The organism is Winogradskyella sp. 4-2091, from assembly GCF_045765065.1.
In the GTDB taxonomy this organism is placed as follows: Bacteria; Bacteroidota; Bacteroidia; order Flavobacteriales; family Flavobacteriaceae; genus Winogradskyella.
Genome location: NZ_JBJKOD010000019.1, coordinates 22,477 through 41,852, shown reverse-complemented (window position 1 = coordinate 41,852; position 19,376 = coordinate 22,477). Strand labels below are relative to the sequence as shown.

Genomic DNA, 19,376 nt, shown 5'->3' with positions numbered 1-19,376 from the left:
TGAAATATTAATTAATGTAATTATTTCAATATATTTTTTAACGTTCATTAAATATTAGTAACTCTAAAAATGTAAAAAAACTGTGAAATAAATGTCAAACTAGTTTATTTCTCGAAGAATTATTGGTTCTTTACTGTAATTATGAAATTAATAAAACGTTTTTTCTTTTATAAAATAATCGTAGTAATAGGAATCTTAAGTCTTATATGTTGCTCATCGGATCAAAACACAGAATTAAATGAAATTACCAAAATTGCCATTCGAGATATTGGTAACAAAGTTTTATTAGAAAACAAAGATTCTACATCCTTAGTTTTACCTGTAATTCCCTTAAATTCTCATAAATATCAGTTATCGTTTAATGATCCATTGTCTATTGAACCAAGCACCTTAACCAAAATTATTGAAGAAAGTTTACAAAAAGCAGATTTATCAAATCAATATAGAGTAGAGGTAAAAGACTGCAAAACTGAAATAGTATCATATAGTTTTCAAGTTAATGATGAAAAGGAAAGGACAATTATTCCTTGTTTAGGTCGCAATTTACCTAAAGCTTGTTATATTATTCAACTCCAATTTATCGATGTTGAAAACACTACTAAATTCAGTTATAGTAATAGTGGAATAATTTTGATATTAGGCTTAGTCCTTGTTTGTATTCTGTATTTTGGTGTTAAAAAATATATTAGTAATGACAAGCATAATAATGAGACAAGTGAAAAATTAGGAATTTTCTACTTTTATCCTGAACAAAATAAATTAGTTAAAGAGCGCGAGGAAATAGCATTATCTAAAAAAGAATGCGAATTACTTGCACTATTAGTGGCCAACCCGAATCAAATCATTAAAAGAGATGAGCTTACTAAGCGTGTTTGGGAGGATAACGGTGTATTTGTTGGCAGAAGCCTTGATACATACATCTCCAAACTACGAAAAAAATTAAAAGCGGATAGCACTATAAGGATAACTAATATCCATGGTGTAGGTTATAAATTAGAAACAGATATATAATACACTATCTATAATAACTCTTACTCGTTCCTTTTGTACATGCACAATTACTAGCACCTTGAAATAAATCTAGTCCAATAGTGATCATATGTGTACCAGTATTGTAACCAGATAAATCATTAAATGTGAATTGATATGCATAACCAAAATAGAATTTGTTAAATGTTATTCCTGCCATAGGTCCTAAATTGAGCGGTTGAAAAAACTGATCATTTAGAAAGCGATATGACGCACCTAACCAATAGTAATCGCCTTTTCTGTTAAATTTTCGGTATTTAAAATTGAGATCTGTACTAGATCTTTTATCGCTATCAAAGAATTGAAAAAATACAGAAGGTTCATACTCCACATCTTTGTTGTTTTTTGTCTTTAAAACTAAACCAGAATATAACTGATAATTTAATAATCGACTAGGTTCTAAACCAACATAAGGATCAGTATCTTTCTTCATGAAATTGTTGGCATTAAAACTTAAATAAAATGCTTTCCAACGGTAAAGAAAACCTGCATCAAAGTTATTATTAGAGACTGATCTATCATCTGTAATACTAGGATCTAATATTGGAATATCATAAGTTGTATTAAAATTTTCAATATCAATTCTAAAGCTATTGATGTTATACGATAACCCAAAGGATAAATATTGTTTTGACTTATAATCTAAAATTAAATGATGGGCGAAAGAGAATTTAACACCTTTTTGCCTAGTGTTTCCATTTTTATCAGTGTATGCAGAGATACCTATACCTGTAGTATTTGCAATTCTAAAATCTGCATAAATTGATTGGTTATCTGGTGCGTTTTTAATTCCAACCCATTGTGTTAGTCCATTTGCTCTAATTTTTAAATTATCGCCTATACCTGCATAGGTGGGTGAAATAACAAAATTGTTTTCAGATAAATACTGTGTAAATACAGGTAAATTTAATTCTTGACCATAGCCTTGAGCAAAGATCAAAAAGAGAAAATATAGTGTGATTTTTTTCATAATGCTTTCTTTTAATGTTCTTTACTATTATCTATATAAGGTAAAATGTCCTACAAATTCTTTATCATGAGATGAGTCGTTTGTTTTAACTACAAACCAGTAATCACCTGTTGGTAATTCTCTACCATTATAACGTCCATCCCACACTTCTCCGACATGATATTCAGCTATTTTACGACCGTAGCGATCAAAAATATCAAAGGTTAGATTTGGATAATTTTCTGTACAACCAGGAGCCCAAGTGTCAAATTCACCATCACCATCTGGAGTAAACCAATTTGGAATACAGATATCTTCAAATTCTAATACAATTTGTGCTTTGGCAAAACAACCTGTGCTGTCCGTTACAGTAACTTCATAAATTCCAGATTCCGTGATAATGAATGAATTTTCAGTTCCATAATCTTCGCCATTCATAGTAAATTCATATCCACCTTCACCACCAGATGCATTAGCAATGAACTGATTTAACTCACCTTCAACTAAGGTTAAAGTAATAGGAGTAGTAGCTTCAATATCAAAGAATTCCGTAGTTTGTATACAACCGTTAGAATGTCTAACATCTATATAATGATCTGTTCCTACAGGTACATTAGTAAACTTTTCACTTTGTTGGTATGGTCCACCATTTAAAGAATAATCTAATTGTGTCAGATCAACAATTGAGTCATCTACTGTTACGGTAACAATATTACCTTGCGTATTATCTTCACATATATTTTCAATAATTACCTCTGGTAGAATACTTACAGAAGGAGGGAACGTAATATTCCACTCAGATTCACAACCTTCAGCATCTCTTACATAGACAATGTGATCACCACCTTCAAGATCTGTAAAATCGAATTCATTCTGTGAAATACTTCCTAATGTATAAGGTCCGTCATAGTTATCGAGACTTACGCTGTAAGGTAATGTTCCGCCAGAAATTGAAATACTGAACTCGCCATCTTCGTCTCCAGAACATACTTCTGGAAAAAATGAATCCGCTACGATATTTAAAATAACAGGATTTGGTTCTGAGATTGAAAAACTAAAGTTTATATAACAACCTAATTCATCTTGAACAATTAATTCATAATCACCTGGAGATAGATTGTCAATAGAAGTCGTCTCAAAAAACTGATTTAATTGAGGCGATATAGCAAATTTAACAACACCAGTGCCACCAGTTGCTGTAATTTCAACTGATCCATTGTTATTTCCTGCACACGAAACATTGTTAACATCAATAGTCGCATCTAATGGTGCATCTGGTTCAGTAATAGATATTGGTGCTGAAGTAGCTACACAATCACCACTTTCAACAAATACAATATAATTCCCTGCATAAAGCTCAGTAAAATAACCAGGACTATTTTGAGTTGCTGTTAATGGGTTACCTGACGAATCTTGTAATGTGTATGTGTAATTTCCTAGTCCTCCTAAAGCTGTTGCCGAAATAGTTCCATTATTATCACCAGCACAATTAATAGTTGGGTTTGTAGATTCTAAAGTAACCGTAAGAGTAGGTAATGGGTCTACTGTAATTTCATTTGAAACATTTGTAACACAACCATTCGCATCTTGCACATAATATGAATAAGTACCATCTGGAACAGAGAATGTTGTCGACGAAGCGAAAGTTCCTAGAATTGGACTAAAAGAAGGGTTTGCACTATATGAATATATACCTGTTCCGCCTGTTGCACTTAATGTTAAAGTCGATTCTGTTAAACATGTTTGAGTAGTAGTTCTTACTAAACTTGCTTCAACAGGAGTCGGTTCATTGATAACAATATCAATGGAAGTTAATTCACAATCATATCCATCTGTAATTCTTACAAAATAGGTACCTGGACCTAAGTTTTCAAACACATTAGATGTTTGTGGGCCAGATGTACTTGCTGTTGGTAATACTGTATTAAGCGTATAAGAATAGTTAGATCCTTGTCCACCCGATACATTAGTAATACTAATGCTCGCATCTTGATCTCCAAAACAAGACAATATTGCTGTACTTGGTGTAAACGTTGCAGTAATTGGCGTTGGTGTTTCTAAAGTAATAGATTCAGATACAATACAACCTCCAGAATCTCTTACATTAACAATATAAGAACCAGCCGAAAGATCTGTAAATGAATTATTTGAAGAATAAGCAATAGTAGCATCTCCTGTTAATTCATATTCTAAATCTCCCCAACCACCTGTTGCAGTAGCCGTTATAGTACCTTCGTTATTGTTACACGTAACATCAGATGTTTCAGAAACACTTAAAGTTAAAGGTGCTGTTGGTGATGTTATTATTACATCATTTTCTGCAGAACAGAATGGAAATTCTGTTTCAGTAATTATCACTGTAAAGATTCCTGCTTCCATACCAGAAACAGTTTCTGGATTAACTGAAGTATTAGCGTTTACAACACCTGTTACCGATGTGTTTGAATCATCAAGTACTTCATACGTATAAGAACCTGTATAGTTTTCTATGTTTATTTCAAATGATCCAGCATTGTCGCCAAAACAAACAACAGATGTTGGTTCTAAAGTAAAAATAGGAAGAATGGCTTCTGCTAATGTAACAGAAACTTCTTCTGTACAAGAGGTAACCGTATCAGTTATTGTTATAGTATAAGTGCCAGATGGTACACCAGAAAATATGTTTCCTGTTAAAGCAATTGAAGCTGTATTTGGTGCTATACTATAAGTATAAGAACCTGAACCTCCATTACCAGTAATAGTGATTTCTCCATCATCATTAGCACATGTAGGTAATGCTGTTACTTCTGGAGTTAAAGTAATTGGAGAAACAACATTTAAATTCACAGTATTACCACAACCGTTGACATCTTTTATTGAGATAGAGTGAGCACCAGAATATAAGTTGGTAAGTGTGAATGGGAATGTTTGAGTTTGAAATGCACCTCCATTAATACTTACAGTGTAAGGTGGCATACCAACAGTATCTAAAGTAACTTCTATTTCATATTCACCTTCGGCTACTGTACATTGATTTGTATTCACTGCAGAAATAACAGGAGTAGGATCCATATTCAATATTTGAACTGGGCTCGTCACAATACAGTTATTAGCATCGATAGTATGTACGTAATAACTACCAGCATCTTGGTTAAAAGTACTAGTAGAATTCCAACCAGAATCTGAAGCTAAAGGTGCTGAAGCTGATGTTGTAATCTGATATTTATAAGGCGATGTTCCGTTTGAAGCAATTGCACTTATAACACCTGAGTTAGCGTTACAATTTGCATTGTTATCTATAGAAACAGCTAATTCTAAAGCAATAGCAGATTCAGTAATATTAAAAGGAGCAGTCACTATTCCACAGCCTGTATTTGGACCAGAAGTTTCACTTATTGAAACAAAATAATTCCCAAAAGGTAATGGTCCAAGATTGGTAACATCAAGTGATCCATTTGCAGGAATAGTTCCTGTGCCAGTAATTCCAGTAGAATTTAATGACATTGAATCAAATATTTCGTAATTAACATTTACAGAAGTACCATAAACACTGTTTACTGTGAAAGAAGCATTACCATCTGCACTTCCAGTACACGTAATATTATTTGAACTAAAAGCAGACGTAGTTAATGTAGAACTCGTCGGTATTGCAACTGTTGATGGTTCATAATAACTACAATTAGTCGATTGATCGAATACAATAAACGTATAAAGCACACCAGGCATTAAACCCGTAAACGTTGCCGATTGACTGCCAGGAGTATCCTCTGCTAACCATGTTCCTGTTGGATAAACAGTAGAAGGGCCTTCATAAATACTAAAGAAAAAAGGACCAGAACTACTTAAAGAAGAACCAACGCTTACCTCAGCTTCGCCACCTGTTAAGCAATCTACTGTAGATACAATGTTAATATCTAAATCTGTTGGAGGAGAGGCTACAAGTACATCTTGTACTAAGATAGAACATCCATTTGCATCGACTACATTAATTTGATATAAACCGAAATCTACAACATCAAAATTAACTGATGTAGAACCTGTATTATTTAATTCAGAATTAGAATAACCGTTTGTTCCTGTTACAAAATAATTATAAGGAGATGTTCCTCCAGAAACAGAATTTATTATCACAGATCCTTGAGATACACCACCAGTAGTACACGTAATATCGATGGCGTCATAATCTAAAACTATAGCATCTGGTTGATCTATTGTTATTGTTTCAGTAGCTGTACAAGATTTTGAATCCGTTACAGTTACTGTATATGTTCCTGCTGGTAAACTCGACGTTTGGGTACCGAAATCAGTTCCCGTTGTATCATTATTAACATTTACAGTGAAAGGCGCTGTTCCTACAGAAGTATCTATGGTAACTTCAATAGCACCATTAGTATCTCCATTACATAAAATAGGTTGTGTCTGAGCGACTAAGCTTAGTGCAGGCGTTGAAATAGGATCTACAGTTATTTCTGAAGATTCTGCAATACAACCATTAGCATCAGTAATTTGAAACTGGTAAGTCCCATTGTTAGCAGTAGCATAGGTAAAAGGTGTACCAGTTGATACTAATGAAGAATATGCACCACCATTAAAAGAGACTGCATAAGTATAAGGCGCAGGACCAGTAATTGAACCTGTAATAACAGCATCACTAGATGTTGTACAATCTAAATCTTTGGTAAGAACGATATCTAGAGTTGGTACTGGTATTGGATCAATAGTATAAGTTTCTGAGTATACACAATCATTTTCATCTTTTACTTGGAATGTATAAGTTCCTGGTTCAAGATCAGAGAAACTAGTTGAAGTTTGATATGATGTTGCATTCGCAGATGGTGCTGTAATTTGATATTCTAGCGTTCCAATTCCTCCTGTAGAACCTGTAATTGAAACAGTAGATGTATTTGTAGGACATGTTACTGCTGAATTATCAAAAGTTAGATCTGTTGGAGGACTTAATTGATCAATTTCTATTTCGTTTGATGCAACTGAACAGCCACTATTATCTTTTATTATAACTGTATAAGTACCTTGAGATAAATCATCAAAAACATTATTTGTTTGAAAGTTAACACCATCTAAACTATACGTATATGGTGCATCACCTCCTGAAACATTAGATACTGTTATTGTTCCATTATCTAAACACGTTAAAGGAGTTGTAAGTTCTGCTGTTCCTGTAATTAAAGCTCCAGAATTAATATCAACGGTCTGTGGATCAGTAGTACAATCAGCAGTGCCAGTTGTATATTGTAAGATCACACTATAACTACCAGCTGTTAAACCAGTAAATGTATTAGAGTTTTGATAAGTAATACCACCATCAATACTATACAAAATACTATTTCCATTTGCGTTAGTAACATTTACTATAATAGCTCCAGAATTAGCTTCATCTGCACAAGTAATATCTGTTTTTGTAACATTAAATTCTGGTTCAGCAATAGCTTCAACATCAATAGTGACGCTTGTGCTACAATTGTTTGCATCAATAACTTCAACAGTATAAGTTCCTGCTGTTGATACAGTGATTTCTGGAGTCGACTGAAAATCTGTACTACCATTTACAAAATAGTAATATGGCGATGTTCCGCCAACAGGATAAACTGTAATAACACCATCTTCACAAGATAGAGGCGTAGTTAAAGCTACAGTAGCTGTTAATAGATCTGGTTCTGTTATAGTTATTTCTTCAACAACAGTACAACCATTTTCAGATTCAATAGTTGCTGTATAAGTTCCTGTATTTAAATTTTGAAATGTATAGTTATTATCTACTATTGGTCCTACAGTATTTACTAAAGTAGCACCTTGATGTAGTGTAAATGTGTATTGTGGATCTACATCATTTGCCGCTAATTGAATACTTCCTTTGTCGCCATGACATAAAGGTTGTGTTACAGTTGTAGAAGCTGTGAATTCACGATCTCTTATGAGAACATCCGGAACTTCAAATACACAAGGGTTAGTTGTAGCTCCAATTTGTCTGATATAAACTGTATATATTCCAGCTGTATTAATTGGAAATACATTATTAGTTTGAAATGTTATACCATCTAAACTATACTCATATCCAGAAGGCACATTGTTTACTGTAATACTACCATCTGTAGTACAAATAATATCAGAGGCATCTACAGTTGGATTTAATAAGTTTTCATAGACGTTAAAATAAAATTGTACAAAACAACCACCTGGATAATTTATTGTTATTCTATATTGACCTGATGTGTCTGCAACAAAATCAGAACCATTGCCAACACTGTTCCAAGTACAAGCTGTATCTTCATTGGCGCAATCATTATTTGTAACTGCGGAACAACTTGTTTCATCTAACTTTTCCCAAATAATAGAAGTAGAGCTTGATATATTAGTTTGTATATGTCTTGAATCATTAGCACCACATAAAAATATGTTTGGTAGTTCTTTTCCATTATTAGGACAGGTTACAACTTCATCAGCGTATGGAATGACAGGGTTAGTCGTATTACTTCCAAATAATTCAACATTAAAACGTTGAATAATTGATTGACAAGGCGCAACTGCTGTATTATATGAATAATATGAACCTGATTCTGTAACCGTAATAGATTGTGATGTATCGATAACAGGTGTACCAGTAGGACTTGTAGACCACGCATATGAATCATATCCATTAGCCGCAGTTAATTCTACACTGTCTCCACATAATATCACACTTTCTTGAAAACCACAGTCTAAATCTGCCAAAAAGTTTGTGGCTTGTGGTGTAATTAAACAACCTGTATTAGAACTTAAACTAGGATCATCAGTTATAGTAAAATCTGGATTTATGGTTCCTTGGTATGAACAGAAAGCCTGATTCTGTATAATATTAGAACATGCTTCCAGTAATTCTGAACAAGAATCTACAACTTGCGCTTCAATTCTTATTTCTAATACTGGATCATTTTCTTCAACTATAGAATTATCTATATCAAATATTAATTCTCTTGTAACTGGGTTATAACTTGAAACAGTTACTCCAGCAGGTAATACTAAATCAGTAGGATGATTATAGACAATATTTACGGGTAAAATATCTCTAATTTGCATGTTAGTGGCATCATCATTTCCTGTATTTTGAAAACCAATTACATAGTTAACAGGAGACCCTAATCCTACAAGTTCGTCACCAATATTATTTCCTAAGTCATCTTCTACGATCTTTGTAAGTACAATGTTTGGTGCAATGATTTCGATTGCAAAGGCACTGAAGTAGTAATAGTATATATCTAAATTACTACCGAGAGTAATATTTGCTGAGGTAGCATTATTGGGAATTAATGTATTCCCTGGGTTCGGTATATTTACAATACCAGCATCAAACCCTAAGGTGTTTGAGCTATTCGGAATTCGATTAGTAAATAACTCAGAGGTATTTGTGGTAGGATTAATATCTGAAACTGAACTATTAAAGAAATTATCTGCAGGTCTAATTACATCACCTGCGTTATTGGTAACACTAATTGTACTTCCATTTAATTGTAAGTAATCTCCAGTCCATTTTTTATCACCTTCTATTGTCGCGAATGCAAATTTTGCTCTTACTGGTCCTGTTGGAATGGTATTAAAACCACTTACAGGAAAAGTTTCGTTTATAACACTCGTAATTTTGGTAAAACCATCGAATGATGTAATATATTTACTTGGTAATAATGGATCTTCATATATAACGAATAAAGACCATCCTGCAGATAGTCCTTCACTATTGGGTTTAGACCCAACTCTTGTTGATATGTTTGCTACGCCATATGTTCCTTCTGGGTTTGGTAATGCTGTGAGCATTGAAGTTACATCATGGTAGTATGCGTAAGTGTTTGATTGACTGTCGTTTGGGGCGTTTTGATAGTATATTTCCGTCCCTGTAATGTCTACATAATCTCCTCCTGGAACTTTAAATTTTACATCAGAAATTGGTTCGTTGCCATCAACTACTGCACTCCAATATAAGCCAGCATAAACGATTTGATAACAACTGTCATCACTAGGCACATCTAAATCTGCACTACTAGAGTTAAATGTTGTTGGATCACCATCTATATCTACATAGACTGCAGCATTTAAGGAATCGTTACTATTATCTCCGTTATATGGATTGGACACATGTAATCCCACATTACTGTTTCCAATTAATAACATATCTCCTTTTATTGCTTCATCGTACCTAGGAGAGAAGGGTACTAAGTTTTGAGAATATAATTGCTCTCCCAAAATTAACAATAGAGCAATTAGGACAATTCTAGAAAAAGTAGGTTTTTTCATGGTATTTTATTTTTAGTTTTCATCTTTTTCCTCAGGGCAGAGATAAAGATGAAAACAGCTTAACACTTATTAATTTTCAATTTTTACTATTGACATTTTTCCATTGTATGGTCTGTTTCCTTTAGTTTTTAATGCGTTATTCGCGTCTTTAATATTATCAAATTTCTCGTAGAAGATGTAGTATTTACTTGTACTTACGTCGTGGAAGAAATCAATATCAGTTCTACCTGCAGATACAACTTTAGTCACAAAATCATTTCTTCGTTTTATATCATTATGTACAGCGATAATTAGGTAGTAACCACTTTCTACATTTTCAATATTTTTTAGAATTATGATACTACTTCCTAAATCTTCGCCATAATCAAAATCTTCAGACGTGTAAGCCGTCTCATTTAATACTGTCGTCTTTTTAATGTTTTGAAGTAAAGATCTATCTTGGTTATATCTGTCTTCTTCATTAGTGTAGGCAGCGCGCTTAATACGTCTTCTTTTTTCTACCTCTGTAGCTATATTAATAGTCTCAAGTCTAGAATCTAATGCTATTTTAACTTCAGTTGCTTTTTCTTGCTCTAACTTTAACTTATCTATTTCCCCTTTATAAAATAAGTTAACTTCATCCATTGCAAATTCATCAATTTCTGCACGTTCATTGTATAGTTCTGTTAATTCTTCAATTTTATCATTTCTATTTAATATTACTTTTTCTAAGTCTGTTTTAATTGCATTTAGCTTATTGTTTTCTGCAGTAACACTTTTAAAAGGTTTAGGCGCTACAGTAATTCCCTGATCTCCTAAATCATTTTCTTCTTTAAGGTCTTTTAGGTCATTATTTTTAATTGTAACAATCTCATCAAACTTCTTCAATAAGTCATTTTGAGTTTCTTTTGAATCTTCAGTTGATTGTGATAACTCCTTCATCGATTTAGCAAGCTCATCTTTTGGATTCTCAATTAAATCTTCTTCTGAGGACAGCAATTCAGCTTCTTGTTCTGCAATTTGTTTCGCTTTAGCATCTGCTTCCTCTTTTACTTTAGCAGCAGCTTCTTCTTGTGCTTTTTGCTCAGCAATTAGTTTAGCTTTTGCATTAGCTTCTTCTTGTGCTTTTTGCTCAGCTATTAGTTTCGCTTTAGCATCAGCTTCTTCTTGTGCTTTTTGCTCAGCTATTTGTTTTGCTTTGGCATCAGCTTCTTCTTGTGCTTTTTGCTCAGCTATTTGTTTCGCTTTGGCATCAGCTTCTTCTTTCGCTTTTTGCTCAGCTATAAGTTTAGCTTTGGCATCAGCTTCTTCTTGCGCTTTTTGTTCAGCTATTTGTTTAGCTTTAGCATCAGCTTCTTCTTGTGCTTTTTGCTCAGCTATTAGTTTAGCTTTTGTATTAGCTTCTTCTTGCGCTTTTTGTTCAGCTATTTGTTTTGCTTTGGCATCAGCTTCCTCTTGAGCTTTCTGTTCAGCTATTTCCTTAGCCTCAGCTTCCGCTTCTTTCTTAGCTTTTTGTTCTGCTTTTTCGGCCTCTTTTTTAGATTTTTCCTCTTTTGCTTTTGATTTAGCAATGACACGTCTTCTATTATCTTTAGCTAAAATACTTGTTAATTCATCTTGAGGACTATAATCGTAGTAGTCTTGCTTTTCAAATCTATATGCAATAGTAAAATCGTGAGAATTACCAAAATTGCTTAGTTTTCCTATAGCATTTTCATAATTGTATTCTAATGCAATATTTTTTGTAATATTTAAACCAGCACCAACTGTGGCACCATATACAGAATTGTAACCACCTTGAAACCAGAATCCTTTAGGCACTGTTATCATTGCTAAAGCTGATATAATAGTTTTATTTTCATAAATATCAGATTTTAATAAACCCGTAAATTTACTTTCATCAAAAAATCCCTTACTATCCATGTAGCCTGTGTACATAATATGAGCTTCAATACTTTGCTCAGGATTAACATCTACAAGAGACGATGTACTAAAATTATATAATGCTAAATTGTTAATAGATAATCCAAAATCTAAATACTCAGTACCAAGATTAATACCTGGATTAATAGTTAATAACGTATTCTCTGGGACGTTTTGTAACGAAGGATCATCAAAATTAGAGACTATACGTCCTGTATTAATGCCACTTTTATATGCGCCAACATTTAAACCAAATGTAAGGTTGTTAACACTACCAATTCTGGCATTGTAGGCAAAGTTAAGTATACCACCAAAGGTTGTTAATACACCATAATTTTGTTGGAAAACACCAATTCCTGCTCCAATATTTTCACTAATTCTACCAGAATAACTGCCAAAATAGGTTGTAGGTGCATCATCGAATTGTACCCATTCTCTTTTGTTATTGAAACTGATAGTTGTTGTTTGTTCTCTTACAAAACTAAAAGTTGGGTTGATATTAAATCTATTAAAGGTTAATGAATTTCTCGCAGGTAAATCAAGTGAAACCACACCGTCATCATCTTCTTGCGAATAAAACGTCTGCGCTGAGCAGATACATAATATTAAAAGTAGAAGTTTTTTCATGATTTATTTAACTACGGTTATTGATCCTTTTTTTGTTTTATTGTCTTCTGTTGTAATAACGTAATAATACACATGATTTACACTAGATAGGTTTAGGTCGTATTCAGGCCAATTATTTTGATAAGAGACCGTCTTTAATATTACTTTACCACGATTATCCATTATGATAACTTCAGTATTTGTATTGTCTGTATGATAGATTTGTGGAATAATCCATGTATCATTTATACCATCTCCATTAGGACTTATTACGTTAGGTATTTCTTCTACATCTGGGAAAAAATCTACAGCTTCTTGAACTGTAAATACATATTCTACTGAGGCTTCACAACCTGTAGTTGAGGTAATTACAGCTGTATATTCACCAAATTCAGTCGCTTCAAAATACGATTCAGTTTCTCCCTCAATTAAAATACCGTCTAAATACCATGAAAATTCAGGATTACTAGCATTAGTTGTAAGGTTCACTTCAATAGGATAGCCTTCTAAAGTTTCATTAAATTCAGGAACATCAATACTGCTTTCAAATAATTCGCTAACTAAGTCTATTGAACCAGAAGCTGAACAATCTCCTAAATCTACTTGAACTGAAAATGTTCCAGAATCATTAGTTTCATACATTTGAGATGTTGCGTCTGTGATTAACTCTCCATCTTTAAACCATTGGTAAGATATACCGTTAAATGTACTTAATGTCGTTGTGCCTTCACCTGGACAATATGGATTTCCTAAACTAGAAACGATTGTAGCATTTGCTTGACCGGAAACAACTTCGGTAATTGTAACACGATTAGAGAATGAATCTGATGTGCAGCTTCCATAGTCTGTTCTAGCAAAGTATGTACCGTTTGATGTAACCTCTAATGTTTCTCCTTCTGCTACAAACTCAAAAGTAGTAGGACTTGTTTCTCTATACCATTTATATGACAGACTTGGATATTGTAAAGGTGAATCGTTATTACTTGTGCCAGGATTATCTATGCTCAATATATAACTTCCACCAGCACAAAATGCACCAGTTGAAACTAAATTATTAATACTAAATGGTGAATCTTGCGGCTTAAAATAGGCAGCAAATGAAACGGAATTAGAACTTGTTGCTATAGGAGCACTGCTCGTTATTCTAATTCTATAATTTTCTCCAGAAGCTGTTTCTGGAATTGAAAAATCTAATGTTGCAGGAGACGTCGTCACTGAACCTGGTATTGATGAATATATAACTTCAGGATTTGTAAAATCGCCCTCAGAATCTGATAATTCTACTGAAAATTGGTTTGTAGGATATAAACCAGTCTCTGGTGAAAATATAAATGTTGTACTAAACGAATTAAAATCGTCATTTGCACATGCTTGTGTAAAACCAAGACTCGGTGTACCTATAACTATTTGCGCGTATAATCCTTCTTGCGTAAATAATGCAAAAAAGCAGAGTCCATAAATAAGACTTTTGAGGTAAGTAGGTTTAAGCATTGGGTTAAGGGGATTTTTTAATAAGGTTTAAAATGTATTAATTCTTATTAGATATGTTTTAATCTTGTTCTGTATCGTTAGAAGCTATAATTTTATTAATTCTTAATCTAAAATCAGGATATTTACTATGATTAGAGTTTATAAAAGTTTCAGAGTCTGGACCTTTAGAATAAACATTATCAAATGCTCTACTACCATACCAACTTTCTAAGTCATCATTATTGATATAATCTTTTCTAAAAATGTTTCCATTACAATTATTAAAATAAGATCTAGTAAATTTTATTTTATCTAAATTTTCACTGTTAATTGCCATATTAGTATCTAAGTAAACAGCCGGACTAAAACCAGAAATAACACTTTTGTTAATTTGAAATGATACGTCAGTACCTAAATAAATAGCTTCTTGTACTAGACCAACTTGAATATCTGATTCCAAATCGTTACTTACATTAAGCAACGTTAAGTTTTCTGCGATTACGTTTGTCTCTTTTTTACTTGTATCTGCATTTTCTTTTAGATCGTATGAATTAATATTTAAACATCTAGATCCATCTGCACTTGAGATATAAGGAGATCTTACTGCCAGAGAATTACGAAGACTGCATTGAGTTCCATAATTAAAGTTGAAATCATTTTTACTAGATCTGTAAGAAACAGATTGAGATATTGTAACATTTCCTCCTAATACATTATAAGAGTTCCCATCACTATAACTTACCATAACATTGTTTATCGTTGTTTTTAAACCAACTCCTGCCAAAGTAATAGCGCTATAATTTCCAAATTCTTTAGTTTTTTTACCTGCATATTCAACTCTCACATATTTTAGAATACCAGAGTCACTATTTTCATCATCTCCACCGTAACTAATACTTTCAGTAGAAGAAGGGTTTAATCCATAATTTAGTGACATTACTTTACCAAAAGTATTTATTGGCGCATTACCTAAAATAAAAATTCCGCCCCAATCACCAGCTTTCTTATCCATTTTGTTTGATGTAAAAATAATTGGGTCTGTAGCAGTACCTACAGCCTGAATTTTTGAACCTTTACTAATAGTAAGCGATCCGTTAGTAGAATAGTCACCTAGTATTACAGTTCCTGGTTCAATAGTTAAGGTAGCACAGTTTGTAACAAACACTTCACCCAATAGTAAATATGTGTTCCTTTTGGTTAAGGTTGTATTTTCAAATATGTCACCAGAAAGTATTTGGTTAGGTTCATCATAATTAGCTTTATTGGGTTTAAAATCTGTCCAAGTATCTAGCCAATTATTGTATCCTGTAATTCCTTTTTCTTGTTGTGCATTTAGTCCGCAATACAAAAAAATTAGTATAACTGTAGTAAGCGTAATTTTTTTCATAGTAGGTTAATATTTTAAATAGATTAATTGGGATTTCACTATTAGGTCCAAACATAAGATTTTATTCTATGAAACACAAATAATATCGACGAAATGCATAATTTAATTATGTTTTAGTATAATTTCTTACAAATAATAGGTGGATAACTGAATTTTTACATGTTTTATGGAAAGTTTGTAAAATCAATCATCCAGTCAGAATTAAAAAAAAACCTTGACTCAATGAAGTCAAGGCTTTAAACACTATAATAAATAAAACTAACTAATCTTTTTTGAAATCCTCATACGTATGTAATGCCTTTAAAGTTGATTCGTAAAACAAAATTGCGGCAATTAGATCTGACGTATCAGAATAGGGTAATATTGATTTTTGAAATTCGATGGTGCTTTCAAAATAATTATCTGAGGCCTCAATGTTTTCTTCTAAAGCCTTTTTATTATCTTTTGTTTCTGGAATTCCTAAAGATTCCATTGTAACTCCTGGTTTTGTTGCAAAAGCAATATTTGGTAGAATATTAACGATAACCTCTATACGCTCTATGTATAGAACTAATAGTTCGCCTTTATCCATATTTTTTAAGTCTTCACGACTATGATATTTTGAAATATTTACTTTGCCGCTAATGATGCTTTGAGACTCTTTATCTTTTTGTGCAAAACCCATCGTTATCATCAGTAAAAAAAGGGCACTAAATAAAGTAAATTTTAGTTTCATAATTATGCTTTTATGTTATTCTTAGTTGAGCAAATCTATACAATTATTTAAAGAAACCAACTATTTTTTAGATTTTTTTTGATTTATTTTACCGATTAAATACATTAAATACTAGTTGAACTGCGTATTTACTTGGTAAAATGCAGTTTTTATCGATGAAATACTTTTTCGCAAAAAATGCTGTGAATCGAAAATAAATCATAATTTTTTCTAAATCAGAACCTAAAATTGAACATTTTAAATGGTAAAAATTCATCTAAAATTTAATTGAAATTGATGGTAGTTGTACTTTCAAATATATATGTTAATATCAAGCTGTGTTAATCTTTTATTTTCGATAAAAATAATAGCTTATATACTTATAACGTTTTAAGAAAATGAAGGGTATCATATATAGTTAAGTGAATGTTATTTTTAAACAATAAGACTAACTCTCTCATTTTTAATTGATAATTAAAGAAAACCTGTACTTTGTCGGAGTTTTAAGTTTTCAATTTCTCTTTATCGTATAAATATTACATTGGTAAGATTTATATTGTTTTACTGAGAAAAAGCATGAATTTTGATTCAATCTTTAATGCTTAACCTATGAAAACTCGTATTTATTTAATTTTCTTTATTAGCTTTTTAGGAGCAACTACTTTAATTTCTGCTCAAGACTCTAAAAAGTTACCTATTTACAATCAAACAACTGCTAATTTAACTAATGTTGATACAATTCCAGATTATGCATCTAAAGTGAATAAGCTTAAAGTTTCTGGAATAATTTATAAAAGTGATGGCATAACACCAGCTAAGGATGTTATTCTATATATAGAACAACCAAATGAAAATGGCGATTTTGAGTTACTCGGCGAAAAAGATGCTCGTTATGTAAATCACAGAGGTTGGGTAAAAACTGATGCAGATGGCCACTATACGTTTTATACATTTGTACCAGGTGGTGATAGAAGATATAATCAAATGCAACAATTATATCCTATTGTAAAAGAACCTTCAAAAGATGCATACGAAGTAGAAACATTTCTTTTTGATGAAGATCCTTTATTAACAAAGACTTGTAGAAAAAGAATGGAGAAAAAAGGTGATGTAACAAGAATCTTAAAATTAAGTACTGAAGGCGATATTTTAGTTGCACAACGTAATATTGTTTTAAAAGAAAATACAACGTCTATTTAATAGACAATCATTAAATAGTAGAAAGTCCTGAATAAATTATTCAGGACTTTTTTTTATGCCAATATTTTAAGAACAATTCCCTCATTTTAGAAATTAAGAGATCTTACTTTAGTAAAAATCTAATTATTGCCTAACTTTAAAAAAGATTTAAATGACTAGTAAATGGGAAATGATAAAGTAAAAGAAATACAGTTTGAACCATTCAATAAAATTGGATTGTGTTTTAGTGGAGGAGGTTATCGTGCTACTTTTTTTACATTGGGCATTCTATCTTATCTGGATGCTATTTCCTATAAAAACAAATCGCTTTTAAAATCCGTAAAAGCATTGAGTACAGTGAGTGGAGGAACACTTACAGGAGTTGCCTTCGCCAAGGCTTTGCAGGAAAAAGATTTCGATTTTAAAACATTTTTTAAAACGTTTTATAACACTTTTACACCAACAAATGATGTGTTATTAAAGTCTGCAGTACGTAAGTTGAGTGACGACAATATTTGGAAAACTAACTCCCATAAAAATAGATCATTAATAAATGCTTTTGCATTAACGTATTCAGAAATGCCTTTGTTTAAAGGGGCGTTTGATAGTTTTAGAGAAGAATCAATACATCAGTTAGAAAATGTATGCTTTAATGCTACAGATTTCTCCTTTGGCTTAACATACCGATTTCAAAACAAAGGTTATTTTGGCAACAATCCTCTATTCAAATACAACCAGAGTGCAATAAACGCTTTAAAGAACCAAATTCAATTAGGTGATGTCATTGCATCGTCATCTTGTTTTCCTGTCGGATTTGAACCGATGGTTTTCCCTGATGATTATATAAAAATTAGAGATGATAAAGCTTATAAGGAATTAAAAAAATCAGACCTTTTTAAAAACGGTGTTGGTATCATGGATGGTGGTATAACAGATAACCAAGGTATAGGGAGTATGGTTTTGATTAATAATAGAATGAAAAATACTGACAATGGTGCTTTAGACCTCATTATTGTGAATGATGTTGGTAGTTATAAAATGAATCCTTGGGAACCAGATACCAGAAAAATTGAATCAAATAGTACTTTGCAGCAAGCCATTGACAAAATATTAAAATATTTCAGTTTTAAATTAATCTATGTACTTATACTATTCACAGGTATACTGATTATAACATTAAATTTCTTGAACGTTTTTGGAGAAAAAGCTTCTAGTAATATAAGCGTAATAGGTGGCTTTATTACAGGTTTTGGCGTCCTTGTAACGGTCTTAGGTTATATAGTTTCAAAAATAAAAGCTTTGCAGTTATCTAAACTCAATACTCTTTTTAACAAAAACGTACCAGAACCAATTGTAGACGATGTTATGTCCTTTAAAAACTTAGATATTAGCTTGATAAAAGTTATGATTTCTAATAGAATTTCGTCTTCAATGACCATGATAAATGACGTTTTTCTGAAACAAATTAGACGAATTAATTATGATTATTTCTATTCTAAATCTGAATATAAAAACAAACGTATCACGGCAACAATATATAAATTGAATGGTGTTGAAACACCATACAATAAAAATACTGACTATAATCAAGACATTAAACCATTTCCAAGTGATGAGTTAAAGAATATAAGCTTAATAGCATCTAAAACACCAACAACATTATGGTGGGATCAAAATGATATTGACAATAACAGAATGGAATCCTTAATTGCCTGCGGACAATTTACTATTTGTTATGAGCTACTAGAGTACATTTTAGAGCTGAAAGCAGATAAGGAAAGTGGTATTTCTGATTTTAAGGAAATTAATAAGCTAGAGTCTGTTTTAAAAACACAATGGCAAGCATTTAATAAAAATCCATTATGGTTGGTTAATGATTTAAAATAACAAACAGAAGG

9 protein-coding genes are annotated in these 19,376 nt (G+C 32.0%); 3 read left to right on the top strand and 6 right to left on the bottom strand.

The features are described from left to right. The first annotated feature begins 141 nt into the window (after positions 1 to 141). Positions 142 to 1,011 (top strand): winged helix-turn-helix domain-containing protein, encoded by an 870-nt coding sequence (locus tag ACJBCC_RS16350; protein WP_299099875.1) that lies wholly within the window; start codon positions 142 to 144, stop codon positions 1,009 to 1,011. A gap of 4 nt (positions 1,012 to 1,015) precedes the next feature. Here ACJBCC_RS16350 and ACJBCC_RS16345 read toward each other — a convergent pair whose 3' ends face one another. The 6 genes from ACJBCC_RS16345 to ACJBCC_RS16320 form a co-directional block, all read right to left on the bottom strand. Then, a complete protein-coding gene (locus ACJBCC_RS16345) occupies positions 1,016 to 1,999 on the bottom strand; it encodes a type IX secretion system membrane protein PorP/SprF (RefSeq protein WP_299099877.1) in 984 nt (327 codons plus the stop codon). Positions 2,000 to 2,026: 27 nt separating this feature from the next. Continuing rightward, complete coding sequence (locus tag ACJBCC_RS16340) at positions 2,027 to 10,240, bottom strand: T9SS type B sorting domain-containing protein (RefSeq protein WP_407557803.1); 8,214 nt, start codon at positions 10,238 to 10,240, stop codon at positions 2,027 to 2,029. A gap of 69 nt (positions 10,241 to 10,309) precedes the next feature. Next, a complete protein-coding gene (locus ACJBCC_RS16335) occupies positions 10,310 to 12,769 on the bottom strand; it encodes a PorP/SprF family type IX secretion system membrane protein (RefSeq protein WP_407557802.1) in 2,460 nt (819 codons plus the stop codon). Positions 12,770 to 12,772: 3 nt separating this feature from the next. Then, a complete protein-coding gene (locus ACJBCC_RS16330) occupies positions 12,773 to 14,239 on the bottom strand; it encodes a gliding motility-associated C-terminal domain-containing protein (RefSeq protein ID WP_407557801.1) in 1,467 nt (488 codons plus the stop codon). 58 nt (positions 14,240 to 14,297) lie between these two features. Then, positions 14,298 to 15,605 (bottom strand): hypothetical protein, encoded by a 1,308-nt coding sequence (locus ACJBCC_RS16325; RefSeq protein WP_299099886.1) that lies wholly within the window; start codon positions 15,603 to 15,605, stop codon positions 14,298 to 14,300. 262 nt (positions 15,606 to 15,867) lie between these two features. After that, a complete protein-coding gene (locus tag ACJBCC_RS16320) occupies positions 15,868 to 16,320 on the bottom strand; it encodes a hypothetical protein (RefSeq protein WP_299099888.1) in 453 nt (150 codons plus the stop codon). A 588-nt stretch (positions 16,321 to 16,908) separates the two neighbouring features. On the opposite strand from ACJBCC_RS16320, the gene ACJBCC_RS16315 reads away from it, so the two are divergent. Beyond that, positions 16,909 to 17,499, top strand: a complete 591-nt coding sequence (locus ACJBCC_RS16315) for a hypothetical protein (protein ID WP_299099890.1) — start codon at positions 16,909 to 16,911, stop codon at positions 17,497 to 17,499. 162 nt (positions 17,500 to 17,661) lie between these two features. After that, positions 17,662 to 19,365, top strand: coding sequence for a patatin-like phospholipase family protein (locus ACJBCC_RS16310; protein ID WP_299099892.1), 1,704 nt, complete (start codon positions 17,662 to 17,664; stop codon positions 19,363 to 19,365). The last annotated feature ends 11 nt before the right edge of the window (positions 19,366 to 19,376 follow it).